The 25,131-nt window shown below is 48.2% G+C and carries 20 protein-coding genes; 2 read left to right on the top strand and 18 right to left on the bottom strand.

Annotated elements, in window-relative coordinates; all coding sequences use genetic code 11:
* Window positions 1-9: 9 nt before the first annotated feature.
* The 15 genes from J2Z66_RS22995 to J2Z66_RS22925 all read right to left on the bottom strand — a co-directional run bounded on the left by J2Z66_RS22995 (window position 10) and on the right by J2Z66_RS22925 (window position 19,228).
* Complete coding sequence (locus tag J2Z66_RS22995; protein ID WP_209974767.1) at window positions 10-891, bottom strand: carbohydrate ABC transporter permease; 882 nt, start codon at window positions 889-891, stop codon at window positions 10-12.
* A gap of 18 nt (window positions 892-909) precedes the next feature.
* The gene (locus tag J2Z66_RS22990; protein WP_312894726.1) at window positions 910-1,863 is read right to left on the bottom strand and encodes an ABC transporter permease; all 954 of its coding nucleotides are present in this window, start codon (window positions 1,861-1,863) and stop codon (window positions 910-912) included.
* Window positions 1,864-1,952: 89 nt separating this feature from the next.
* Complete coding sequence (locus J2Z66_RS22985) at window positions 1,953-3,590, bottom strand: extracellular solute-binding protein (protein ID WP_209974765.1); 1,638 nt, start codon at window positions 3,588-3,590, stop codon at window positions 1,953-1,955.
* A gap of 188 nt (window positions 3,591-3,778) precedes the next feature.
* On the bottom strand, window positions 3,779-5,524 hold the full coding sequence (locus J2Z66_RS22980; protein ID WP_209974763.1) for a sensor histidine kinase: 1,746 nt from the start codon (window positions 5,522-5,524) through the stop codon (window positions 3,779-3,781).
* 13 nt (window positions 5,525-5,537) lie between these two features.
* Window positions 5,538-6,965 (bottom strand): response regulator, encoded by a 1,428-nt coding sequence (locus J2Z66_RS22975; RefSeq protein WP_209974761.1) that lies wholly within the window; start codon window positions 6,963-6,965, stop codon window positions 5,538-5,540.
* Between the two features lie 200 nt (window positions 6,966-7,165).
* Window positions 7,166-7,378, bottom strand: a complete 213-nt coding sequence (locus tag J2Z66_RS22970) for a hypothetical protein (RefSeq protein ID WP_209974758.1) — start codon at window positions 7,376-7,378, stop codon at window positions 7,166-7,168.
* Window positions 7,379-8,199: 821 nt separating this feature from the next.
* Window positions 8,200-8,661, bottom strand: coding sequence for a RidA family protein (locus J2Z66_RS22965; protein WP_209974756.1), 462 nt, complete (start codon window positions 8,659-8,661; stop codon window positions 8,200-8,202).
* A 256-nt stretch (window positions 8,662-8,917) separates the two neighbouring features.
* On the bottom strand, window positions 8,918-10,513 hold the full coding sequence (locus J2Z66_RS22960) for an N-acyl-D-amino-acid deacylase family protein (protein ID WP_209974755.1): 1,596 nt from the start codon (window positions 10,511-10,513) through the stop codon (window positions 8,918-8,920).
* Between the two features lie 48 nt (window positions 10,514-10,561).
* On the bottom strand, window positions 10,562-11,737 hold the full coding sequence (locus J2Z66_RS22955; RefSeq protein WP_209974753.1) for an alanine racemase: 1,176 nt from the start codon (window positions 11,735-11,737) through the stop codon (window positions 10,562-10,564).
* 948 nt (window positions 11,738-12,685) lie between these two features.
* A complete protein-coding gene (locus J2Z66_RS22950) occupies window positions 12,686-13,540 on the bottom strand; it encodes a MurR/RpiR family transcriptional regulator (protein WP_209974751.1) in 855 nt (284 codons plus the stop codon).
* A gap of 37 nt (window positions 13,541-13,577) precedes the next feature.
* A complete protein-coding gene (locus tag J2Z66_RS22945) occupies window positions 13,578-14,402 on the bottom strand; it encodes a carbohydrate ABC transporter permease (RefSeq protein WP_209974749.1) in 825 nt (274 codons plus the stop codon).
* Window positions 14,403-14,419: 17 nt separating this feature from the next.
* A complete protein-coding gene (locus J2Z66_RS22940; RefSeq protein WP_209974747.1) occupies window positions 14,420-15,361 on the bottom strand; it encodes a carbohydrate ABC transporter permease in 942 nt (313 codons plus the stop codon).
* A gap of 226 nt (window positions 15,362-15,587) precedes the next feature.
* Window positions 15,588-16,892 (bottom strand): ABC transporter substrate-binding protein, encoded by a 1,305-nt coding sequence (locus J2Z66_RS22935; protein WP_209974745.1) that lies wholly within the window; start codon window positions 16,890-16,892, stop codon window positions 15,588-15,590.
* Window positions 16,893-16,938: 46 nt separating this feature from the next.
* Window positions 16,939-18,048, bottom strand: a complete 1,110-nt coding sequence (locus J2Z66_RS22930) for a serine hydrolase domain-containing protein (RefSeq protein WP_209974744.1) — start codon at window positions 18,046-18,048, stop codon at window positions 16,939-16,941.
* Window positions 18,041-19,228, bottom strand: a complete 1,188-nt coding sequence (locus J2Z66_RS22925; protein WP_209974742.1) for an exo-beta-N-acetylmuramidase NamZ family protein — start codon at window positions 19,226-19,228, stop codon at window positions 18,041-18,043. Before J2Z66_RS22925 ends, J2Z66_RS22930 begins: the two co-directional genes overlap by 8 nt.
* 377 nt (window positions 19,229-19,605) lie before the next feature.
* On the opposite strand from J2Z66_RS22925, the gene J2Z66_RS22920 reads away from it, so the two are divergent.
* Window positions 19,606-20,745, top strand: a complete 1,140-nt coding sequence (locus J2Z66_RS22920; protein ID WP_209974740.1) for an N-acetylglucosamine kinase — start codon at window positions 19,606-19,608, stop codon at window positions 20,743-20,745.
* Between the two features lie 313 nt (window positions 20,746-21,058).
* Window positions 21,059-21,973: an N-acetylmuramic acid 6-phosphate etherase gene (murQ, locus tag J2Z66_RS22915; RefSeq protein ID WP_209974738.1), complete on the top strand. Its 915-nt coding sequence runs from the start codon at window positions 21,059-21,061 to the stop codon at window positions 21,971-21,973.
* A 450-nt stretch (window positions 21,974-22,423) separates the two neighbouring features.
* Here murQ and J2Z66_RS22910 read toward each other — a convergent pair whose 3' ends face one another.
* The 3 genes from J2Z66_RS22910 to J2Z66_RS22900 all read right to left on the bottom strand — a co-directional run bounded on the left by J2Z66_RS22910 (window position 22,424) and on the right by J2Z66_RS22900 (window position 25,095).
* On the bottom strand, window positions 22,424-23,200 hold the full coding sequence (locus J2Z66_RS22910) for an SDR family oxidoreductase (protein ID WP_209974736.1): 777 nt from the start codon (window positions 23,198-23,200) through the stop codon (window positions 22,424-22,426).
* A gap of 74 nt (window positions 23,201-23,274) precedes the next feature.
* Complete coding sequence (locus J2Z66_RS22905; protein ID WP_245375765.1) at window positions 23,275-24,222, bottom strand: Gfo/Idh/MocA family oxidoreductase; 948 nt, start codon at window positions 24,220-24,222, stop codon at window positions 23,275-23,277.
* 42 nt (window positions 24,223-24,264) lie between these two features.
* Window positions 24,265-25,095: an IclR family transcriptional regulator gene (locus J2Z66_RS22900; protein ID WP_209974732.1), complete on the bottom strand. Its 831-nt coding sequence runs from the start codon at window positions 25,093-25,095 to the stop codon at window positions 24,265-24,267.
* Window positions 25,096-25,131: the final 36 nt, after the last annotated feature.

The raw sequence follows: 25,131 nt of genomic DNA, 5'->3' as shown, positions 1-25,131 counted from the left end.
AGTATGCGGTTAGCCTTTAACTGCGCCGACCAGCTGACCGTGAATGAAATATTTTTGCACGAACGGATAAATCACGATGATCGGTAAAATCGTCAGCATGAGCGCGGCCATTTTCAAGTTGTTCGGATGTATCAGCGCTTCTTGATTAATAAGTGTCTTCCTTGTCTCCGAATCGATCATCTCCGCACTGATCAATATTTCCCTTAGTTGAAACTGTAACGTCCACATCGTTTTCTCGCGAATGAAGATCAGGACACCGAACCATTCGTTCCAATAGGCCACCGCGCTGAACACAACGAACGCCATGGCCATCGGCAGCACGAGCGGCAAAATGATTTTGAACAGGATGCGGACTTCGCTGGCCCCGTCGATTTCTGCCGATTCGATCAGCTCTTGCGGCAGTTGGTTAATCTGATTCCGGAACACGATAATATAGAACACATTGATCACGTTCGGCAGAATAAGCGCCCAATACGTATTGTTCAAGCCGATCTTGTTGACGAGCAAGTAGAACGGAATAAGCCCGCCGCTGAAATACATCGGAATAATCAGCAAGATAAACAGGAAGCCCCGCCCGATCAGATGCTTATGCGCCATCACGTAACCTGCTGAGAGCGAAAGGATGATGACGAGCGCTGTATTGACCGCCGCCAGAAACACAGTGTTCAAGAAGGTCCGCAAAAACTGTTTGCTGTACGCAAGCTTATGGTAAGCTTCGAGATTAAAGCCTTTCGGCCAAAGTCCAATCTTGCCGATCGCCGCGGCATTATAGCTGCTTAGTGAAATTGCAATCGCGTTAATGAATGGAACGAGAATGGAAATGCAGATCACGATAAACAACAGCACGTTGAATATATCGAAAATGCGTCCGAGTGTGCTCCGGTGCAGCATGAGTTTTCTCTCCCTCCATTAATAAAGTCCCATGCCAGACAGCTTCTTCGATGCCTTGTTCGCGGTAATCAGCATCAGGAAGCCGAGCACGCTTTGCACGAAGCCGATGGCGGTCGTGAGGCTGTATTGCGAGTTCTGCAGACCGATCCGGTATACGTAGGTGCTAATCACGTCGGAGACGTCGAGCACAATCGGGTTCTGCATGACGAACATGCGCTCGAAGCCAATTTCGAATATACTTGATAAGCGCAGCAGCAAGAGCAGAATGATCATCGGCACCATGCCCGGGAGCGTAATATGCCAAATCTGCCGGAGCCGACTGGCGCCGTCGACCTTCGCCGCTTCGTAGAGACTGGAATCGATGCCCGCGATAACTGCAAAATACAAAATCGCCGACCAACCGACATCCTTCCATATTCCCACGGATACGATGAGGCCGCGGAACAGTTCCTTCTCTGTCGTAAAATAAATCGGTTCAATGCTGAACCAGCCGAGCATCTCGTTCACAAGTCCGTCGGCAGGCGATAAAATTTGATAAAACACCCCTGCCACAACAACCCATGAAAGAAAGTGCGGCAAATATGAAATCGTTTGCGTCACCCGCTTGAACATGCCGTGCGTCAACTCGTTGGCAAGAATCGCGAACACGATCGGGGCGGAGAATCCGAACAGTATATCGTAAAAGTTAATGATCAGCGTATTTTGCATGACCTTCCAGAACGTTTCGTCCTGAATAAAATGCGCGAAATGCTTCAACCCGACCCAGGGACTTCCGCTTATGCCGCGATACGGCGAGAAGTCCTGGAAGGCGATCGAAATCCCGTACATCGGCATATATTTGAACAAGAGGAGCAGCAGCAAGGTCGGCGCCAAAATCAAATAAAGGGCGAACACCGTTTTCCTGTACACACGGCGCTTGGTCCGCATAGCGGGCTGCTTGCCGTTTGTTCTTGCCTCTGCGGTTATGCTCACGGTCAATTCCTCCCTCATTATTTATAAAAAACTTGCGGCGTCCGAGGACGCCGCAAGTTCGCCCGAAAAGCTATGCGCGGCACCGCCTCCTACCAGTCTACCTCATTAACACCCAACTGCCGCAATTTATCCTTGTTCTCATTCATGTATTTCGTGTATTCGTCGTAGATGAATCCGAATTTCTTCTTGTATTCCCCGACCTTCTGGTCGAACTGATCCATCGTTATTTTACCCATGATCGCTTCGATTGTAGCCTGCGAAACGAACCGGTTCGCCTCCGTCTTCTTGGCGGACATTTCCGGAGACAGCGTTACGAAATCCCCCAGCGCCAAGCCGTTTTGCTTCGCAGAATCCTCGACCTGCTTCAAGCTGTCGATCCGTCTCGTAAATTCGTCCTTATCCATTGCTTTCTCGGCTGCCGCGATATTGGCTTCCTTCCCGTCGTAAAAGCCGAAAATCAGACCCAGCTGCAGCTTGTAGACCCTGTCTTTGTTCGACATGCCCTGGCCTTCGATCGGCGTCTTCTGGCCGTTCTCCACCTTGAAGTCTTCGCCTTCAAAGCCCCAGAAGATCGCTTCATGCAGTTTATCCGTAGCGAAGCCTTCGATAACCTTCCATGCCCGGTCCTTGTCCTTGGTTTTGGCCGAAATGTAGAGACTGTCGCCTCCAATCAGGTATAACGACTTCGGCTGCGCATATTTGGAGTCCTTCAGCACAGAAGGATACTGCTTGAGCGGCGGCGCGAACTGCTTCTCTTGATTCTCGGTCCCGGCCTCCTTCGGCAATCCGTTCGGGATTAGCTGGTCCGCACTGTTGACGTTAAGCAGGACGTTGCGGTTTTTCAGCTTGTCTCTATATTTTTCCGAGTCCGTCGTAGCGAATTCTTTGTCAAGTATGCCCTCGTCATAGAGCTGCTTCATTACCTGAACGGCCGCCTTATATTCTGGCAGTGTAAAGTTGTCTACCACCTTACCTCCCTCGACTCTGTACATATAAGGCTGGGCGCCGTACCAATAGAAGATTGGCAAGCCTGCGTACGAAATCGCCTGATCGTCAATGACACGGTTCGTAAGTGGAAGCGAATCCGGCTCCGCCTTCTTGATTTTACGCGCCAGCTCGATCCATTCCTCGACGGTTTCCGGCATTTTGCCGTTGTTGTATTTGACGACCAGATCATAACGGACGATGACACCGTCGCCTTGCTGGCGTGTAGCATAGGACATCGGAATGCGATAATTGTGACCGCTTGCGGACTTGGCCATCTCCATCATTTTCGGAGAAATAAATTTCTGAACGACAGGCGATTTGTCATAGTACGCTTTCAAATCGATGAATGCGCCTTCATCCGCGCGCTGTTCAGTTTCATTCGGATAAGGCGAATGTACGATGTCAGGCAAGTTGCCAGAGGAGAGCATCAAATTGAACTTCGTCTGGAAGTCCGTATAGCTCGGCACCTCAAGGTCCAGATCGACGTTTGCATACTCCTCGACGATGTTGATGTACGGGTTGCTGCTCGGGTCTACGCCATCCGGATACGCAAGGCCGGAGTTAGACATAAACATCTTCATGTTCAGCTTCTTTTCTTCCGCCTTCGGAGATGCAGAGGATGAAGCCGCACCCGCTGACGCTGACGGTGCCGGGGGCTTGTTCCCGGAACAGCCGGCAACAACGACGCTCAATAGCAAGACCGCCAACATCACCGCTGTAACCGTTCTCTTTTTTCTCATTGAACGACACACTCCTTTTTGATCTGTGTTTGTAAGTAGCGACTCTCTTTTTGGAGTCTATTGTCAGTATAGAACAAATAGGGCGGTTTGAGAGGTCACAATCCTCCTGAATGAAGAGCATAATCGCATGAACTTCGCATGGCCGCTCCACAAGCTTTTCGGACGAAATGATTCCTTCCGGCGGACGATTATTCACCAGTCTGCTCCACTTCTATCGGAATGCACAGCACAATCGACGTGCCTTCGCCCGGCTTGCTGCGAATATCGAGACTTGCGTCGTCTCCATACCGCGCCGCGATCACCCGGCGGACGTAGCCGATGCCGATTCCCATCCCCTTTTTTTTGCGGTTCCCTGTCTCCGGTTCGAACAACTGACGGATCTCCTCTTCACTCATTCCCGCTCCGTTATCGTTCACTTCGATGCGGATATGCTTGTCTTCGTCGAAAGCAGCCTTTACCTCGATCTTACCCTCGTCACCAAGCCCGTGGTAAAGCGAGTTCTCCACCAGCGGCTGGAGAATGAAGCGCGGAATCGGCACGTCCATCAGGTCGTCCTCCGCCTTGATGCCGATTTCGAAACGAAAATCGTAGCGGATTTGCTGCAACGTCACATAATCGTTCAAGAGCGCGATTTCCTGGCCAATCGTCGCTGTCCCGCCCTTGCCCATATTGTAATAAAGCACCTTGTTGAGCGTGGCGACAAGCCGTTCAATCTCATCCTGCGAGTTCAACCGCGCCAACCAGCGCACCGTATCCAGCGTATTGTGAATAAAATGCGGATTGATCTGGACCATCAGTTTCTCCACCTCAAGCTCCGCCCTCAGTTTCTCGTTCCGCCTTGCCTCCTGCAGAAGCCGCCAGATGCGCTGGCGCATCTCATCGAAGCGGTTCAGCACATAATCGAATTCAGCGATGCGTGGATACTTCAGAATCGAATGAAAGCCGCCGTTGTTTTGCAGCAAACGGATTTCCTTGTTGAAGCCGGCCAGCGGCTTGTACACCGTCCTCCACAGTATCGAAGCGAAGCCCAGCGCCACCGCCAGCGATACCGTTCCAAAAATGACAAAATTACGAAGCCAGCTGTATTTTTCCTTGTCAAAATCCTGCTTCGAAATGATCGCCGCCCACGTCCAGTCGCCCGCCTTCTCGGTAAACAGGTAGCCGCTGCGCGCTCCATCGGATTGTTTGTCCGACAACTCCTGCCCGATTGCAAACTCGTCTTCCTTCTCGCTGTACACGATACGGTTGTGCTCGTCGGTCATCAAATAGGCTGTTTCCATGCCGGACTGGCCAGTACCCAAAATATGCGAGACAAGCTGCGGATTCGTTTCGACATAAACGTGCAAGGTCCCATATTCGGGAATAAAAATGCGCCGGTCAACGGACAAAACAAGCGAATCGACGCCGAGCTTGAACGATTTGTGGATCGCATGATACGTAATCCCGCTGAACGAGTATAGCTTCGGAAGCTTGTCCGGGTAAAAATCGCTCGTCATGTCGTTCGATCTGAACGCATTTTTGCGCGTATCGGAGAAATAATAGTGAACAAGACCGATATTCGGACTCGTATAGGTGATCAGGTCGATATAATTTTGAATCGACTGCTCCAACATATATTGTTCATAGAAGTCCGCGGATGATAAATACGCTTTAAAATCCAGCCCGACTCCGCCTTCGAACGAAAGCTGCATGGCGACGTGATTCAGGCTCTGGATCTCCTTGTCCAGCGAAAAAGCGGTTTGCTCCAGCTGGCTGCGAACGCCGTTCATCACCTTGTTGTTCAGCATCGAGGCGATCATGTAATAGGAAACTCCGCCGATCAGAACGAGCGGCACGAGCGAGCTGAGCAGCAGTATTGCAATCACCCTGCTTCTGAGCGTGTAGAACAAATACGGCCTCAAACGGGAAACGGCTTCTTCGAACCTCTTCATCATGTACGTCTGCACCTCACTTCGGGTTGGGCCGCGGCCGCTGGCGGTACTCGCTAGGCAGCATGCCGACCCGCTCGCTGAATACCCGGCTGAAATACTTTTCGTTCTCGTAGCCGCATTGCTCCGCCACCCAGTAGATCGGATTCGCCGTTTGCTGGAGCAGTACCTCGGCATGGGCGATACGCAAGCTCCGCACGTAATCGTTAAACGATTGACCGATGATATCCTTGAAGCACTGGCTGAAATAGCTTCTGCTTATATTGGCTTCTCTCGCCGCATCGGCCAGACGCAGTTCCTGATTGAAATGCTCGCGGATATAAGATACCGCCTTCATAACGCTTTGCAGCACCTCGTCCGAATACGTTTTGCGCAACTTGCCGCGCAGTTGGCTCCTTACCGTATGCAGCCATTCCACCGCGTTCACCCAATAGGCAAAAGGCCGCTGCGAGCCGAGCTCAGGAATCGCCGAATCTGGCAGGATGCGTTTCCATTCCGCCGCGGCCGAATAAAAAATGCTCTCCAGCAGCGGCACGGAAGGGCGAAGCCGCTGCGTCTCCGCAAGCAGCTGTTCGTAGATCACATCATCCGTCACCCAGAACAACGACGACCAGCCTTCCCTAATCCGTCTCATATCTGCATCGGCGGGCATTTGCGGACCATCGCCTGTCGGCTGGTCGGCCACAAAATCGTAAACGCTTCGTTCCGGCTCGTAGTCGTAGAAAAAATCATGCTCTTTGTAGGCGTGCAGCATAATATGCCAATCGTGTTGGCCTCCGCCTGCTCCTCTCACATGAAGGATCGCCCATTCGCGTTCTAGTCCGCAGCGGCGCAGCACATCCTCGTCCATTTCGGGCAGCGCCCCGCTGCATTTCAGCGCCCACAACCCGAAGCCGATGCCGCTGAGCGGCTGCGTACGGACGAACGGTATGGCTTGCAACGCTTGCGGATCCGCTTTGTCGAGCAAGCTGGCAAACACGAGGACTTTCTTCATATCGCCGGCCGTCGACCCGGACGCTTCCGGTGAGCCTTCGGTCAAGCTTTGACGCACGCCGCTCTGCATACGTTCCTCGCGAATCCGGTTGGCGATCCGGGCGAGCACTTCCTCCATCCGCTCCTGCTCGAGCTGAACTTTGGCAATATAATCAATCGCGCCGATACGCAGAGCCTGCTGAATATTGTCAAAATCTTGATGAAACGTCAATACGACCATCCATATATGCGGATACTCGGCCTTTACTTGCTTCATCAGTTCAATGCCGCTCATAACCGGCATTTCCAAATCGGTAACTAGCAGATCGACCTCTTGTCCGCCAAGAAACTCCAGCGCTTTGACTCCGTTATTAGCTTCACCGACAACCTTCATGCCAAAATCCGTCCAAGGCATCGTGAGGATCAAGCCTTTTCGCACTAATTTATCGTCATCGACTATAAGCGTTTTCAGCATTTCGTACCTCCTCCTACTTCTTGATGTGAACCGAAGCCGATTCTCATTAAATTCTTCATCTTTCGCATACCTCCTTTATTTCTATCCTTGGAACTGGATAAGCTGCGCGATAACCGAAGGTTTATAGCCGCTTCCACGACTTACTTTACTGGCACAAATAAAAAAAGAAACGTCGTTCCACCATGGAGTCGAAGTTTCCTTTATGGTACATGGTTTCCCCCTTGACCGTTGACGATTGGAATAACAATACGATAATAGTATTCCGGATTTTCGATAGGTTCCCAAGTTTCGTCGAAAACGCCAAGCCGGAATAATAGGAGCGAACCTAGCCTTTCCTCTTGAAAGCCCTTGCCCCGCAGAATAATGAACGAAACCAGTTGGAAAGCTCTTTGAGTGGGCGCCCTTTTATTCATTCCTCTTCCTGCCTTTCTGCGTGTGCGAATATATCGCAGTAAGGAAACCCCTGATATCCGATGCTCAGTTTAATGTTAGCGCTTTCAATTAATCGGATAAAGACGTTGCAATTGCTATAATGTCTTCAAAGCTGCTGAAAATGCAATATCGAGTGTAGAACTACCCTTCGGGCGACAATCACTTATCCCCAACTTTATGCACATTTTATCCACAGATGATGAATATTATGGAGTGATCCATGAACGGATTCTTCCCAGGATGCCAAATAAGAACGCTCATATCCAGATTGTTGCTCGAGCCTACTCCATCCGGATGACACGCTCCTTTTCGATCAGTTTGTAAGTAGCGACTTTCTTTTTGTAGTCTATTCAATATAGAACAAAAAAGGCAGCTTGAGAGGTCATAATCATCCTGAATGAAGAGCACGATTGCATGAACTTCGCATGACCTCTCCGCAACCTTTTCGGACGAAATGATTCCTTCTAGCGGACGATTATTCACCCGGCTGCTCCACTTCTATCGGACTGATGAGACTGTTTCAAGCAGATCTCTGATTTCCTGTCCTTTTTTTCAGGTTGTGAACCCGATACGCACAAGATTCTCACGTTGACTCTCGAAATTGGATACATCCTCTCACCGCACTGTTCCTTTCACTGATTCAGGTTTTTTATCCAAATGTAAATTTATACCAATAAGGTATAATAAAAAAGATTGGCTCCTCCCCTATTCCTTACCGGAGAAAAGCCAATCTTTTATTTGAAGAATTAGAATTCTTCAATTTACTTTTTAACCAACCGAACCTACTCAAACTTACTGAAACCTACTCAATCTCAACAATCATCTCAATCTCAACAGGAGTGTTAAAAGGAAGCTCATTGGACGAAATAGCCGAGCGGGTATGTACACCCTTCTCCCCAAACACTTGCTCCAGCAAATCAGAAGCTCCGTTGATAACAAAAGGCTGTTCCACAAAGCCAGGTGCAGAGTTAACAAACGCCAACAGCTTAACCACTTGCTTAACCCGGTCCAGATCACCAAGATGTCCTTTCAGCACAGCAATTAAATTAATAGCTACTTGTCTCGCCGCTGCAGCTCCTTGCTCCACAGTCAGGTCGCTTCCAACTTTACCTTCATACATCAGCACACCCTTGATGCGGCAATCGCAGCCGGATGTATATACAAGGTTGCCAACTGTTTTCGCAGGCACGTATTTAGCCACAGGAGTTGGTACTGCCTCAATTTCAATTCCCAATTCTTCTAAGCGCTTCTCTATTAGAGCCATGTGTATTCTCCTTAAAAATTCATTTTTATTGCGCTTTTACTTCGGCTTCACTTAACCGCCCTTTAATGATGAAAAACATCACTAAAGGGCCAGATTTATAAGCCATTCATCACTTAATGATGAAAAACATCGTTACCTGGAGAAAACCCAACACTTTCGGCGCAAATTAGCTTAGTTAATGATGAAAAACATCACTAACCTGTCAGATTTCTGAGATTCCCATCTTTTAGTGATAAAAATCATCGTTAAGTTCTCCTCAGCTGCGCTTATACCGGATCAACTGCCCCTGACAAGCATGTGTGTGCGCACCCTGCCTGATGGTTTCCACACCGTTCACGAAAACATGGGCTATACCCTCGGGATACTGGCAAGGATCGGTATAGGTCGCCATATCCTGGATCCGCTCAGGATCAAAGAGAACGATATCGGCGCGGTAGCCCTCATCCAGTCTTCCTCTGCGCCCCAGCTTGAAGCGCTGGACTGGGAATGAAGTCACTTTGCGGACGGCCTGCTCCAGGGAAAGCAGCTTGCGCTCTCGGACATACCGGGCAAAGAGCCGCGGAAATGCGCCGTACAAGCGAGGATGCGGTTTACCTGTTGTGCAGCCCAGGCTATCGGAGATGACAAGCGAATAATCATACTGAACAGCCTGATCGACATCCTCATCGGACATCAGGAAGTAGACCATCGCTACTTTCCCCTCTTCCTCCAGAAGCAGGTCCATCACACACTCAGCGGGATGCTGTCCGCGCATCTCGGCGATTTCTTCCATATGCAGTCCTTCCAGATGGCGGTTAGCCTCAGTCTGAACGGACGACACCACCACTGCCTTCCATCCGGTCGAGGCCAGTAAATTATCCCAATCCTTGCGCTCCTCTGCAAGCTCAGCACGGACCTGACGACGGACGGCCGGATCCTTGATCCGCTGCAGCAAAGCATCGATGCCTCCCTCGAGTACCCAAGGCGGCAGCAAGGTAGTCAGCATAGTTGAGCTGGCGTTATAGGGATAAACATCACAGGTTACATCCATGCCGCGAGCACGCGCCTGGTCGATCAGCGTCAGTGCCTCCGCCATAATTCCCCAGTTGCGTCTACCTGCAGCCTTCAGATGACACACATGTAGAGGTACCTCGCTCGTTTCAGCGATCCAGATTACCTCGCTTATAGAAGTTAGGAGTGTGCTGCCTTCACCACGGATATGAGTCGCTAACAACCCGTCGTAAGCAGGCAGCACACTGCACAGCTCGGCAATCTCCTCTTTCGTCGTGTAGCTTCCAGGTGCATACAGGAGGCCGATCGAGAGGCCAATGGCCCCTGCCTTCAAGCCTTCCTCAAGCAGAAACTTCATCCTTCGAAGCTCCTCTTGATTCGCTGGCCGATTGGCAAAGCCCATGGCTGCAATCCGCAGCGCACCATGAGCCACATAGGTGGCCACATTCTCGGATGCAACGTTCTTCTCCAGAGCATCCATGAACTGACCTACTGTGTTCCAATTCCAAACGAGACCCGTATCCCCAATGACCGGCTCCACATACTGTCTCAGCATATCGGCCGTTTCTTGAAAATAAGGAGCAGGCGCCAGACCACAATTACCGACGACCTCAGTCGTGACTCCCTGCAGAAGCTTGATCTGCCCAAGAGGCTGGTCCATGATTAATAAATCAGAATGGCTGTGCCCATCGATAAAGCCAGGAGACGCAACAAGTCCCGCTGCATCGACAACAGCTCTCGCCGTTTGATCAATGTAGCCGAGACCTGTAATGAGACCGTCACGAACTCCGATATCTCCCTTGTACCAAGGATTACCTGTACCATCTACAATTCGGGCATTTTTCACAATAAGATCCAACATGTTTAGGAACTCCTTCTCGAACTTAAGCTATGTTTCTGCAAAATCAATCTATGTGAGTGCTCCTCTAGCTGAAACGACAAGCTTCTCCAACTGATCTCCACGCTTCAAGTAAACAGCATTATGCAAATTCACAGTACTGCAAATGTGATTAGGGACAATCTGGAGAGTATCTCCAATTGAAAAAGACATTGCTCCTTTACCTGTACCCGTTGCTCCTACTTCTGCCTCTGTACCAGTACCTGCTCCAGCTCCTGCCTCTGAACCTGCTACAGCTTTCGCAGGCTCAGGGAACCGCAAAATGCCATGCTCCTCGTTCATCCGCTCGAAAACAGCCTCCGGATGTCCGATTACTTTGCCGAATCCGACCATACCCAGCAAGCCGCCAGGCTGGACATCTGTAGCAAAGGTTTTGCTGCCGCCATCGACAATAACCAGTCCATCCTTCCGCACACTGACTACTGTAACCTGCACCGATGCGGCACAGTCCTCAGCACTGCAGGCACCAATCGTTTCCTGCATACGATCGTTAAAAATATAAGTACCCGGCCGAATTTCCGTTACTCCCTGCACCTGGGCAGCATATTCGCCCGTTGGTGTCGAGCCCACGCTAACATCACGGATATCAAGCTGCAGCTCCCGAAGTCTGGCAGCAAGAGCAGCCATCAGTGTTCCTTCTTCCAGACCTGCGGCCTTCGTATCCATTGTCGGCTGTCCGGAAAGCATCGATCCCCGGTAGGTGAAAATTCCAGTCAGCTTTATTCCTTCAAGCTCGTGGAGCTTCAGTGCCAGCTGCTCGGCTTCCTCATAGAGGACACCGGTTCTTTTCAGACCCAAATCAATCTCCAGTCTTACTTCCAGCACGCGATTCAGGCTTAACGCAATCTCCGAAAGAATCGAGCCGCCTTCTATGCTGTCAACTGCAAACACGATTCTCGACTTATCCATCAGAGCAGCCGCGCGTTCAATTTTGGAGCGTACGACCAAGGGATAGGCTATAAAAATATCCTGTACACCCGCAGCCGACATGATTTCAGCTTCTCCGACTTTTGCTACTGTGATTCCACTAGCTCCGGCCTGCAGTTGAAGTTTAGCAAGCTCGGGCATTTTATGTGTCTTAATGTGAGGTCTCAGGCTTACACCGTGCAAAGCAACTTTTTCGGCCATTCTCGTAATATTTCGCTTCATTGTTAGCTCGTCTATGATGATATAAGGGGTTTCCACCATGAATTCCTCACTTTCGTAAACATCGTTACAGCAGCACTCTGGGTAGCAGTCCGTTTGAGTTTGGAGTTCGTGCGATAATAGCTGATAGAGGGAAGGGCTGTGGCTGGATCCCACTGTCCTTCCCTCCCACTAGCACCAACGTCACGAACACGCACATCAAAGGACGCCGCAAGGCGTCTTTCTCATGAACTATTTAGAAAGTATAAGTTTTTTGGGGTGATGCCTGGATTGAAAAATTCCCGAATACACAGTGTAGCTTTACAGTGGGAAAGTAGACGGGGGGATCCTTCATCCTCTGAGGGAATCAGAAAGGAAACCCAGATTATCCTATTGCCACGATCCCTCTCCCTCAGGAATGTAACTTCTACTGACAGTCCGTTATCCATTTAATCGTGGTAGTAGCAGCCCACCCTCGCTGAAATGAGCGTGTACTCCACTTAACGATGTTTTTCATCGTTAAAGTAAGTGTTCCAGGTCAATCCGTCACGTTAACGATGTTTTTCATCGTTAAAAGAGGCATGTTGGCCTCTCAGGGTGGTTAAAAGGGATTTTAACGATGATTTTCATCGTTAAAGCAAGGTTGTCGAGAGGATCTGTTACTTTAACGATGAAAATCATCGTTAAAGTAGCAAATCCTTCTCACCTGCGCGTTCTCTTCTTCTCCAGCAACTGCGCCAGCTAGGATATCTCCTCAAACCCAAGAAAAAATCTCTTGCTGGCTGTCCGTTTGAGCCTGGTGTTCGTGCGATTGTAGCTAAAGAGAGGGAATGGCTGTGGGTGGAAGAGCGGTAGCGTCCGCCTTTAAAGATTTGTTCCAACCTCATTATCATTTCCATTCAAGGGAACAAATCTTTAACAGCGGCTGGAGCCCACAGCCATTCCCTCCCCCTATGCACCAACGTCACGAACACGCACATCAAAGGACGCCGCAAGGCGTCTTTCTCAACATCATTTCTTCTTCTTAACCGCACTTCGGCTGATTTCCAAATAGCGAACGGACTTATCGTACTCCCTGCTGGCAACGCCGAGATACAGAATATCGATCATATTCAGCTGCGTAATACGCGATGAGGTGGCGCCACTGCGAATTTCCGTTTCCGTGGAGGAAATATAGAGCGGAATATCAGCCAATTGGCTGACCGTTGAGTTTCCATAACGGGTAATGGAAATCGTCGTTGCGCCAAGTTCACGTGCCCGCTTCATACATTCCACGATCTCCTGCGTTTCGCCGGAGTAGGAAATGCCGACAGCGACATCGTCTCTCTCCAGCATGACAGCCGTAATGATTTGCAAATCGCTGTCTGTGAAGGAGAAGCTGGTCTTGTTAATCCGGATAAATTTTTGCTGGGCATCCACAGCGATCAAGTTGGAAGCGCCGATCCCGTAGAAGTAAATCCGCTTCGCACGCAGCAGCGCATCGACGGCTTTCTCGATGTGTGCAGGCGTCATGATCTTGAGTGTATCCCGAATCGATTGAATGTTATTGTTGGATACATTCTCTATAATCCGTTCAATGGAATCGCCGCGGATGAACTCTTGATAGCCGCCGCCGCTGCCAATCCCGCTTCTCTCTTCCTGCAGATCTCCCAATACTTTAAGCATCAGCTCTTGATAGCCCTTAAAGCCCGCAGATTTGCACAGCCGGATGACCGCTGCCTGACTGCCTCCGCTCTCCTGGGAAAGCTGGGCTACAGACATGCCGACAATCCGCTGCGGATCTTGAAGGATGAAGTCTGCAACCTTGCGCTCTGAAGGCGTAATTGCATTTAGAATTTCCCGCAGTCTCACTAATCCACCGTTCATCGGCTTGCTCCTTTTCAGTCTATCTATCATTGCCTCATTATTTAACAGCACCAGCCGTTAATCCCTCCATAAACTGTTTGGAAGCGAAGGCAAAGATAATGATCATGGGTAAGGAAGACAACGTCAAGCCTGCGAACAATACACTCCAATCGGTAGTGAACTCACCGAACAGCTTCAGCATACCAAGCGGAATCGTCTTCTTCGCTTCATCCTGGATGAAAATCATAGGGAAGAAAAATTCATTCCAAACCCCGATGAAATTAATAATCACCACAGTACCGATAGCCGGACGCATCAGAGGAATAAGTATCTTCATCAGTATTCCCATGTTGGAAGCACCATCTATCCGGCCAGCCTCCTCCAATTCCTTCGGCAGCGTCCGGAAAAATCCGGTCAATATCAATACAGCCATCGACATACCCGTTCCGATATGAATCAGAATGATGGACCATAAGGAATCGACTAAATTAAGATCTTTAATGAGTAAAAACAGTGGAACAAGACCAAGCTTAATCGGCAGCATCATACCAATCAAGAAGTAGAAGAACAGCAGCCCGCTCCATTTAAATTTAAATCTGGCCAGATAATAAGAAAGCATAATACTAAATACAAGCAGGAGGAGCAGTGTTACTCCACTCACAAATATACTATTTTTTATATAATTCGCATAGTTTAATTTGACAAAAAGTGTTTCGTAAGAGGTATAGCTGATTTTTGAAGGCAAGGAAAGCGGTTTGGTAAAGATCTCAATGTTCGGCTTAAGCGACGATATCACCATAAGGACCAACGGGAACAGCGAGATAAGCGCATATCCGATCGCTACAGTGTATAAAAGACTTCTTTTAACTATTTTAAAGCTCATGCAGTCGATCCCCTTTCTTAAGCCGATTCCTTTTTATTCACATAAGACATGAATACGGCGGATATCGTCGCAATAATTACGAACATTACAACGGCAAGCGCTGAACCAATGCCTAATGCGCCCGAATCCCCTGCACTACTGCCGAATGCCGTACGATAGAAGAAAACAGCCAGCAAATCTGTGGAATAGTAAGGCTCTCCCATTGAACCCTGCATTGCAAATACTAGTTCAAATGCCTCGAAAGCTTGGATAAAGGTCATTACAATAACAATAACAAGCGGCTGGAACATCATGGGAAGAATGATCGAGCGGACAAGTCTGAAACCAACTGCTCCTTCAATCTTAGCTGCTTCCAGCACCTCTGTAGAGATGGACTGCAGCCCCGCCAGGAAGATAAGCATAAAAAATCCGATGGCAAACCAACTGTTAATCAGAACAACCGCCGTGAGCGCTGTATCCGGATTACCCAGCCAAGCTACAGCCCAGGAATCGAGTCCTATTTTTTTCAACGTGACATTCAAGATACCAAGGTTCGGATTCAGAATTAATTTCCATAGAAAGCCGACAATGATGATGGACAACAGCCGCGGCAGGAAGTAGGCAACTTTGAAAAACTGCGCACCCTTCACTTTCTTGAAAATAATATAGGCGAGTCCAAAGGCGATACCATTCTGGACGACCATCTCGACTGCAAAGTAGTAAATATTATGGCCGAGCGCATTCCAGAACAAAGTATTGAACGGTTCCTTGGTAAACAGGGTGACGAAGTTCTCAAAATTATTGAAGCTCCCCATCGTCAAGCCGTTCCAATCAAATAAACTATAGGTGAAAGCAGCCAGGATCGGGTAAACGACGAATACCGTATAAATCACGATTGCTGGAATCGGAAAAATATGGATGAGGTGACGTTTCCAGGACACCTTCTTGCCGTTTAAACTGGCTTTATTGACATTTTCCATTAAGTACTCACCTCACAATCAAATTTAGGCAAGCGTAAACGACTGCAGCATCCTCCAGGGAGTTAAAGGCCGTCCCGCGGTAAAATCCAAACCATGTATGAAAAATGAAGAGTTTACTCTCTTGGATTTTCAAAATAAACAACTGCCGCCACCTGCAGGCGCGTTCCTGATGGAAGCACACCTGACTAATAGAGGCGGCAGCTATGATGAACTACAACATTTATAATTATTTGCCAGCTGGTTTAAACCAGGTGTCTACATTTTTCTGAGCGTCTTTAACAACCTGTTCAGGTGTCAATTTATTCAAGTACATGCCTTGAAGCAAGCCTTCCAGTGTAGCTTTAGTCGTCGGGTTACCAGAGTTCAGGTAAGTTACTGCAAAATAAGGAACCGCATTAGTAGCAGATAATTGAGCAATTTTATTCGTTAATTCATCATCTGTTTTCACGCCTGGGATTGGTGAAGGTGATTTCGTTGCATTAAGAATCATGTTGCCATATGTTTCTGTTGTCATAAACTCAAGAACTTTCTTTGCAGCTTCTTTGTTTTTGGATTCTTTGTTAATACCAAAGGAACCGTCTACCCAAGTGGATACAGAAGCCTTGCCGCCAGCATCAACCGGAGGTACAGGGAACGCTCCAATTTCCAAATCAGGGTTCAAAGCCAGAATCGATGCAATCTCGAAATGTCCGTTAATAACCATTCCTGTTTGACCAGTTGCGAACATGGTACGGATATCTTCCATGCCCAAGCCTTCAAAATTGTTCGGGAAGTAAGGTGTCAGGCTCTTCATAGCTTCAACGGATTTCAAAAATTCAGGGCTATCAAGTGTAACTTCACCCTTCAGAAATTTATCAATGAAATCAGGTCCGTAAAATTGCGGGCCAATTGCTCCATGCATCAATGAAAGTACCCAGCCCTCTTTGGAACCGAAAGCAAATGGAGTGATTTTCTTTTCTTTCAGTGTGTCTGCAATTTTGATTAAATCAGCCCAAGTTGCAGGCTCTGTAAGATTATTGTCTGCGAATACTTTTTTGTTATACAAAATTTGTGTGGAGCTCAGCATGTAAGGCACGCCGTATTGCTTGCCATCAGTACCTTGAGCTGCAAGCAATTGAGCATCCGTGAACACGTCGAGGCCCTTCAAGCCGTCAATTGGCTCCAAGTAATTAGCATCTGCAAGTGCCTTGGCGCCTGCATAAGGACGAAGGTGGATAATATCTGCCGCTGTATTCGTTTTAAGGGCCACATTTAAAGTAGTGTTGTACTCAGTCGCTTTAACAGGTTTGAATTCCAGTTCAATTTCTGGGGATGTTTTGTTCAATTCTGCTTGAATGGCTTTGTACAGATCTTGTTCACTTTGTTCAGATCTCCAGGAAGTAATCGACACTTTCACTTTATCTACTGCAGGTGTGTTCGTGCCAGGTGTTGGCGAAGCTGCGGGATTCGTATCTTCTTTCTTGCCGCAACCTGCTGCTACTACCATAATTGTCAGAGCGAGCAATACCAGAGCTAACTGTTTGAATTTCATCTGGGTAAATCCTCCTAATGATTGGTTTTGTTTGGACTAAGAAGTATTAAGGACGAATCAATGCCGCTGCGGCATCGTGAAAATCCGACCTCAGTTGTGTAATGTTTTGACCTCGTCCGTAGTGTACCCTATTGGTGAGCAATACGGCTGCCAGATCAAGCTGAGGATCAAAGTAAAGGCTGGTACCCGTAAAACCGGTGTGTCCATAAGCCTCGCTAGAGAAAGAACCGGACACATCGGCCTGATCCCCCTTCAACACCCAGCCGAGACCGCGTCTGCTGCCACTTATACCGGAGGTCTGCAAGCCAGTTGAAGCCGCAATCACAGATGGTGAAAGTACACTATGATGTATGCTATCTTCGCTGTTCAACCACATGCGTGCGTACTTCAGCAGATCACCAGCAGTTGAGAACAGCCCCGCATGGCCGCTTATACCGCCCGCAGCACGCGCATTCTCATCGTGTACCACGCCATGCCAATACGTACCGGTTTCTTGGGACAGCTCGGTAGCCGCAATGCGCGGCAGCAGCTCAGATGGTGGACAATAACCGGTTTCAAGCATACCGAGCGGAGAAAAAATCCATTGCTTGGCTGCCTGATCCAGGTTCATATTCAGCAGACGGGCTGCAATAACGCCCAGCAGGATAAATCCCAGATCACTGTAGATAACCTGCTTCCCTGGTTCGTAGGAAAGCGGCTTATTTCCGATCGAGCGAAGAATCCGCTCCAAATCCCATGCTTGAGTATGAAAGTCTTCTGAAGCAGCAAGTCCGGATGTATGCGTTAGCAAATGGCGGATCGTTATTTCTCTCTTCCCGCCATGATCGAATTCCGGGACGTAATGAACGACTGGATCCTCAAGCTTTAGCTTGCCCTGATCTATCAGCAGTAACAGGACAGGCAAAGTTGCAACAACCTTCGTTAACGAAGCACAGTCATAAATCGTATTGAACCGCGCAGGCACTGCTTTCTCCTTGGTATCAACGGCCAAGCCTGACGCGTAGCTAATTTGCCCGCCTTTCCATAGAATGGCTGCCGTTGCTCCTGGAATAAGCTTCTGTCTGATCGCCTCACGGATCGGCTCCCATACACCGTCTAACTGAGCAGGGGATATCCCCCAGTTCGCAGCTTCCCGGAAATCCGTCTGTTCATCCATTCACAGTTGCTCCAGTTTCTTCATAAAGTAGGTACGGCTTTCTAGTTTGCTCCCACTCCGCACTATCCTTGCGCCAATTCGCAATTATGGCTTCCAGGGCACCAGGCTCATGCAGTGTAGTACGCACAATGTCGCTGCCTGTCAAAATATCAATGAATAAATTTCCATCTTCGCTTCCTACCCACTGGAAATCGTCCGGATGCATCGTCATGATCTGATGAAGCAACCGCAATCCGGTTTCTGTAGATTGAAATTGCGTTCTATCTGTTACATAAGTCATAACACCGTTGCAAAGAACGCCCGTATGCTTCTTGAAAGAAGGAGAAAAAGTAACAGGTTGAAACCAAACGCCCGGCAGCTTCATGTCGTTCATGGCATCACATAGCTTATTATGCTTCAGCCAAGGAGCGCCTACCATTTCAAAAGGCTTCGTCGTCCCGCGACCTTCGGATACATTAGTTCCCTCAAACACGCAGTTACCCGCATACACCCGAACGGTATCGATTGTAGGCATATTTGGTGAAGGCATGATCCAAGGAAGCCCTGTGTCCGTAAACTCCATAGAACGATTCCAGCCCTCCAGAGGTACTACTTGCAAGTCGCAAGACACTTCCATCTGACCGTTCACAAGCCTTGCAAACTCGCCTATCGTCATCCCTGTCATGACCGGCATCTTCCACAGTCCCACCATCGAGAAAAAGCGTTCCTGCAAAATGCCTCCTTCAATCCGGTTGCCGCCAAGCGGATTAGGACGGTCCAGCACTATCAGTGCGACCTTGTTCTCAGCACAAGCCTGCATCGTATAAATAAGTGTAGTTAGATAAGTATAAAACCGGATGCCCAGATCCTGAATGTCGAAAATGACTACATCGATATCCCGCAGCATTTCCGCTGTCGGTTTACGGTTTGTTCCATAAAGGCTGTATACAGGAATACCGTATTCCGGATCGATCTCATCCTCAAACAAAACACCGGCCTGTTTCTCATTGCGCAAACCATGCTCACATGCAAAGCATGCTGCCAGTTCCGCACCCTCAATCTCTTTGCAAAGATCAATCGTGGACCGAAACCTGGAATCGACCCCCGTCGGATTAGTGAGAATGGCGAAACGCTTACCTCTCAGCAGCTTGCCTCCGATTGCCGGAAGCTGATCCGCTCCTACCAGCACCTGCTTGTTCAACCCACATCCCCCCTCTTTGAATGTTAATGGTATGTTGTTGTTGCCGCCTCACTTCGTCATTATATCATTTTGAAATTTAATTTCAATATGAAATTTTCTTTCAAAATATTTTCATGGATTATATACCCGCAATTAAGTAAACCATAAGAAGAAGTTACATACGTAAAACCTTTTCAAATAAGGATGTATGCTGTAAAACTTCTATATACAAAGTGAATTTATTTTATTATTTTTTTCTTGTGATAACGCATTTAAATGATTCTCCCCTTCCCAATTCGTAAAATTTTATTTTACAATTACACCTCTATAGATTATTCTATTAATATTCTCAACGAATCAAAAATTCATGTAAATTGAGTAAAAAGCGGGTGAAAAGAATGAAATACACGATTGGCTTCGATGGTGGAGGCACAAAAACGGAAATGGTCGTTGTCGATATGAATGGACATGAATTGTTCCTGCGTAAAGGCGGAGCCAGCAACCCCAAGGCTGTAACCTTCGAGAAAGCCATGGACCATATCACTGAGCTTTTGGATGGATTATATGAAAAAGGATCTGTTGAGTCGGGTTCTGTTGAGGCCGGATCTACTGAGTCTTGTTCTATTGAGCAAAGATCTAATGAGTCAGGTTCTGCTGAGCAGGGATCTAAAGAGTCAGGTTCTGCCAAGCAAGGATCTAATGAGTCAGATTCTGCCAAGCAAGGATCTAATGAGTCAGATTCAACTGAGCCAGGTTCTTTGGAACCAGGAACTACTGAGGCTATCTCTTTGGAGCCAGGGCTGTGCCAAGGAATTTGCCTCGGTCTTGCAGGAATTACTTTGGAACAAGAAAAGCTCCTCGTCCAGCAGCATATTCGCCAGTATTACGCAATTCGCGGGGTGCATGCACTTCCGGTCCGGGTCACAAATGATGCGGAAATTGCGCTAATGGCCGGACTGGGTGATAACAAGGGCATCATCGCTATCGCTGGAACCGGCGCCATTGTTTATGGCATTACACCAGCTGGCCATACTTATCGCGCAGGCGGTTGGGGACATATTCTCGGTGACAAGGGAAGCGGTTATGAAATCGGTCTTCAAGCCTTGCAGACGGTTATGTTCAGCTATGATGGCGTGCGCCCGCCTACCGCGCTTACCGAATTAATCCTTGATAAATACGGCTTGAGTTCCCCGCTTGAGCTGCGCACGTATATATATCAATCCCATATTCAAAAAAAGCACATCGCCGAATTTGCAGAATTGTGCATACAAGCTTCAGAGGCAGGAGATCCGGCAGCCCAGGGCATTATTACAAATGAAGCCACAGAGCTTGCAGGCCTGACAGCAGCCATATACGCAAAGGACGAATGGTTCGTGAATTCCCCTGTTGCCGTAACTGGTTCGATCTTCAAATATTCCCGTTTGTTCAGGGACACATACAAGGAACAGCTGGGATCTGTATGGACGCAGCCTAACGTTACATTGTCCGAACAGAAGCCTTCTTACGGAGCCGCTATGCTGGCGATGAGGGTTGAATAAAGAAGACGAACAAACGAAACCAACGAAACAATAAAAAGGCAAAACAAACAAACTGATCATTTTGAAAGACAAAACAAATAAAACAAACAAATCATTATGAAAGACAAAACAAGCAACAAAAAAACGAAACAAACTAACAACAAATCAAACAAACGTACGAGCGAGCAATATAGGCAATTCAAGTAATACAAGCAATCCAGCAATCCAGCAATCCAGCAATCGAACAAACAAGTAATACAAACAATACAAGAAAACTAAGCAATACAAACGCTCCAGCAAGGTGCTTCTGCTTAATATATAAAGGAGGATTAACATGAATCTTTACATCCAAGACCTAACTTCAGAGCAACAAAATGAATACACACGCCATATGGACGAAAAATCAGCCATCGATATTATAAAGCTTATCAATCAAGAGGATCAGAAGGTTCCCGCTGCTGTAGAAGCATGCATTCCAGAAATCAGCAAGGCAGTCGAAGCCATTGTGAGCAGCTTCAAAGCTGGGGGACGCCTGCTTTATTTTGGTGCGGGCACTAGTGGAAGGCTGGGCATATTGGATGCATCGGAATGCCCCCCTACTTACGGCACTGATCCCAATCAGGTCATCGGCGTTATTGCCGGAGGCGTTGAAGCGATTCAGAATGCGGTCGAAGGCGCCGAAGACGATGATATGTTGGGCCGAACTGATGTAGACAGGCATGCAGTGAGCTCGCTTGATGTCGTCGTCGGCATCTCTGCAAGCGGCCGCACGCCTTATGCGATCGGCGCAATGAAGAGAGCACTCGAGCTGGGAGCAACCGTTGTCGGCGTTGCAAACAACAGCAATTCCGAAATGGGCAAGGTTGCCAACATCATGATCGAAGCCGTCGTCGGACCCGAGGCAGTGCTTGGATCTACACGGATGAAGGCCGGCACAGCTCAAAAGCTTATCTTGAATATGCTGACTACAGCATCCATGGTTTTAAGCGGCAAGGTGTACGATAACTTAATGGTCGATATGCAATCCTCAAACAAGAAATTGGTATACCGGGCCAAGCGGCTCATCGAAATGGCAACAGGTGCAGACCCCGATACCATTGAGCAAGCTTACGAGGAATGCGGGCATCATGTGAAAACCGCGATCGTGATGATTCTGATCGGCAGCAGTGGAGCAGAAGCCGCGGCACTACTGAAGAAGGCAAACGGGTACGTGCGGGACGCGATTTCACTTTCCCGTTCCAATTCGTAATCTAACTAATTGGCACAACGGCTGCGCTTTATCCCTGATGGGACAAGCGCAGCCGTTTACCTTTTTTTGGAGCAGGAAAACCCTGGCCGTCGGACATCAGATGGCCAGGGTCTTATTTAGCGATGAAAAACATCGCTAAAGTGCAGGATTGCCGGGGATTTCAGCTTTTAACGATGAAAAACATCGTTAAAGGGAGCGACACTACCTGGTTCTCGCGTAAAAAAAGGCACTTTAGCGATGAAAAACATCGCTAAAGTGCTGGGTTGCTGGGTATTTCATCTTTTAACGATGAAAAACATCGTTAAAGGGAGCGATGCAAGCTGGTTCGCGAATAAGAGAGCATTTTGGGCCTAATGTAGTCAAATACTTGTTTTGGGTAGAGCTACGTATTTTTTTTAAAACCATCATTCTTCCTTTATACCACTGCTTCTTACTGCTTCTTTACCACTTCTACCAAGCAGTCCAACCGCCATCAACTACAATATTAGTTCCCGTCATATAGCTGGAAGCACCGGAGGCCAGCAGCAGGATGGAGCCGATCATCTCCTCTGCCTTTCCTACACGCTTAAGCATTGTTTTCTTGCTGAGCTCTTCATGAAACTGTTTGTCCTGCTGAAAATGTGGATTAGGGAATGGTCCGGGAGATACGCTGTTAACGCGAATGCCCTTCGCCGCTAAGTGCGCTGCACTGTAACGGGTAAACTGGGTGACTGCCGCCTTGCCCGCTCCGTAGTTGGCAGGATTATTCGCTCCGCTATCGCCGTAAATAGACGGATCCGGAGAAACCAGCCCGTACATAGAGCCGAAATTGACGATACTGCCGCCGCCTCTCGCCTCCATATAGGGAACCACTTCCCTCGTACAGCGGAATGCTGTACCCGCCGCTCCGTCTATCCCCTTTTGCCAATCCTCATCTGACATCTGCTCAATAGTGCCCTGTTTCCCGTAGCCTGCTCCATAACTGGCACAATTGATTAGCACATCTATGCCGCCACAGCGATTGTTGGTTTCCTCGAACATAGCCTTGATAGAGGCAGTGTCCGAAACATCACAGCGGATACCGATGATCCGTGCATCTTCTTTCTCCTGCTCTTTTACCTCTAAATCTGCAATGACCACCGTGGCTCCGAAATCATAGAGCGCGCGGACAATCGCACTGCCCAGAAATCCGTTTCCTCCTGTTATAACCACCGTTTTATGCTCTAATGAAAACAAGGATTCATACATGGATGGATCGCTCCCAATTCAATTTTTGTTACCGCCCGGCAACATTGTGACTGCTCGCTTTGTAAAGATTTTGCTTAGGTAGCATTGATTTCTGACAGGAATACTTCTCTGCCATTCTCCTCGCGGCTGCGAATTCCGGCAATGATCAGCTTCATTAGTTCAATAGTTTCCTCAAAAGGAAATGGAAGTTCCCCAGTCCGCAGATAGGTTATAAAGCTTTGCAGCTGTGTTTTAAAGGAAAAGAAGGAGTCCTGGGATTTAACGAATACGTGGTCAGACGTGCCGCAAAGCTGCAGCAGCCCAAAAGCCCCATACATATCAGACACAACGGATACGATGACATCAGCTCCGCTCGCATGCTTCAGATGCACAACATTACGATCGATAGTACCTGTGTTGCGCACGGAAATAAACCCTGGTCCCAGAATCGGGTAAATACCTTCCAAGGCATGAATACCGTAACGCTCCCAGGATTTCGCCATGGTGATGGATGCAAAACGAAGCTCCCCCAGATTACGGGTGGAAAGATGATACGGAATAAATTCTTTGGTGTAGCGCATGCTGCTCGAAGAAAGAATCGCTTTCCCCTGATTGACCCACTCGGTGAATACTTGCAAATCCTTTTCATTGTCCACCAGCGGCTTATCCACGAAAATGGGAATACCCGCCTCAATGAACGGGCGGCAGCGCTCTACATGCTCATGCCCTTTATCTGTAGCGACGATGACAGCGTCTACCTGTCCAATGACATCCTCTGGTCTGGTGACGATATGGGGAATCAGGGACGCCTTGGCCACCTTTTCAGCATCATCTGGATTATCAGTCCATATATGGGTGACATTGGCACCATTAATCTGAAGCGTTTCAGCGGGCTCCTTGTTCAAATAAACGGGTATGCCAGCAAACGGGCATTCATTCATCAGCTCGCGGTTGTATCCGTTAAACATAGCACTCCAGGAATAGGGATGGCCGTTGCCATCCACCATTCCAAGCATAGCGAGACGAATTGTGTCTTGTTTCATAGGTAATGCCATCATTCGCACCTCGATTCAAGGATAAAAAAACTACTCAAAATGCCCCATTCTCCGTGACAATTGGGACGCCATGCTTTTGATCGTAATGCCGAATTCATTGATTTTCTCCTCGGCCACAGCATAGCCGCTGACGCTTATCGCAGCAATAACCTCGCCATCTTGATTCCGGACCGGAGCCGCAAAGCAGCGCACTCCAAATGACGACTCCTCATTATCGATGGCAAAGCCTACTTGACGCACCCGCTCAAGCTCGGTAATGAAAGCTTCCAAGGATAAAATCGTATGATCCGTCATCTTCTCGAACTTGCAATTCTCCAGCGCCTTTACGACTTCTTCTTCAGGCAGCCAAGCTGTCAAACATTTTCCGAGCGCTGTGTTGTAAATAGGTCTTCGCTGTCCTACCGCACCAAATAAATATTTTAGATTCTCGGGCTCTACGTTCAATAAATAAAGCACGGAATCCTTTTCCAGAATAGCAAGGTGAGCTGTAAAACCAAGACGGTCAACCAGCTCGACCAGCGTCCTTCTGCCTTCATCAACCAGATTCGTTGAGTTCGTGTATACCGATCCAAATTCAAAAGCCTTCGGTCCGACCATATATTTGTCCGTATTTTTCACTTGCTCCAGATAGCTATGGGCTTGCAGGGTCAGCATGAGGCGGTGTACGACGCTTTTGTGCAGCTTTAATTTACGGGCAACCTCACTAACCCCTAAGGGGCGGCGCTCTTCGATAAAGCACTGCAGAATATTTAACGTCCTATCCACAGACTGGATCATAAAATAAGGAGCTTCTTTAGCGGCCTTAGTTTCTTTAACCTCTATATTTTCATTGTCATCTATATTCACTTTGCTATCTTTCATCTTAAATTCACTATCTCCTTAGGCTTGGCATTTGAT

The organism is Paenibacillus eucommiae, assembly GCF_017874215.1.
Lineage (GTDB): Bacteria > Bacillota > Bacilli > Paenibacillales > NBRC-103111 > Paenibacillus_AI > Paenibacillus_AI eucommiae.
Note: the sequence above shows the minus strand (reverse complement) of the source record. Positions and strands in the feature narration are given on the sequence as shown.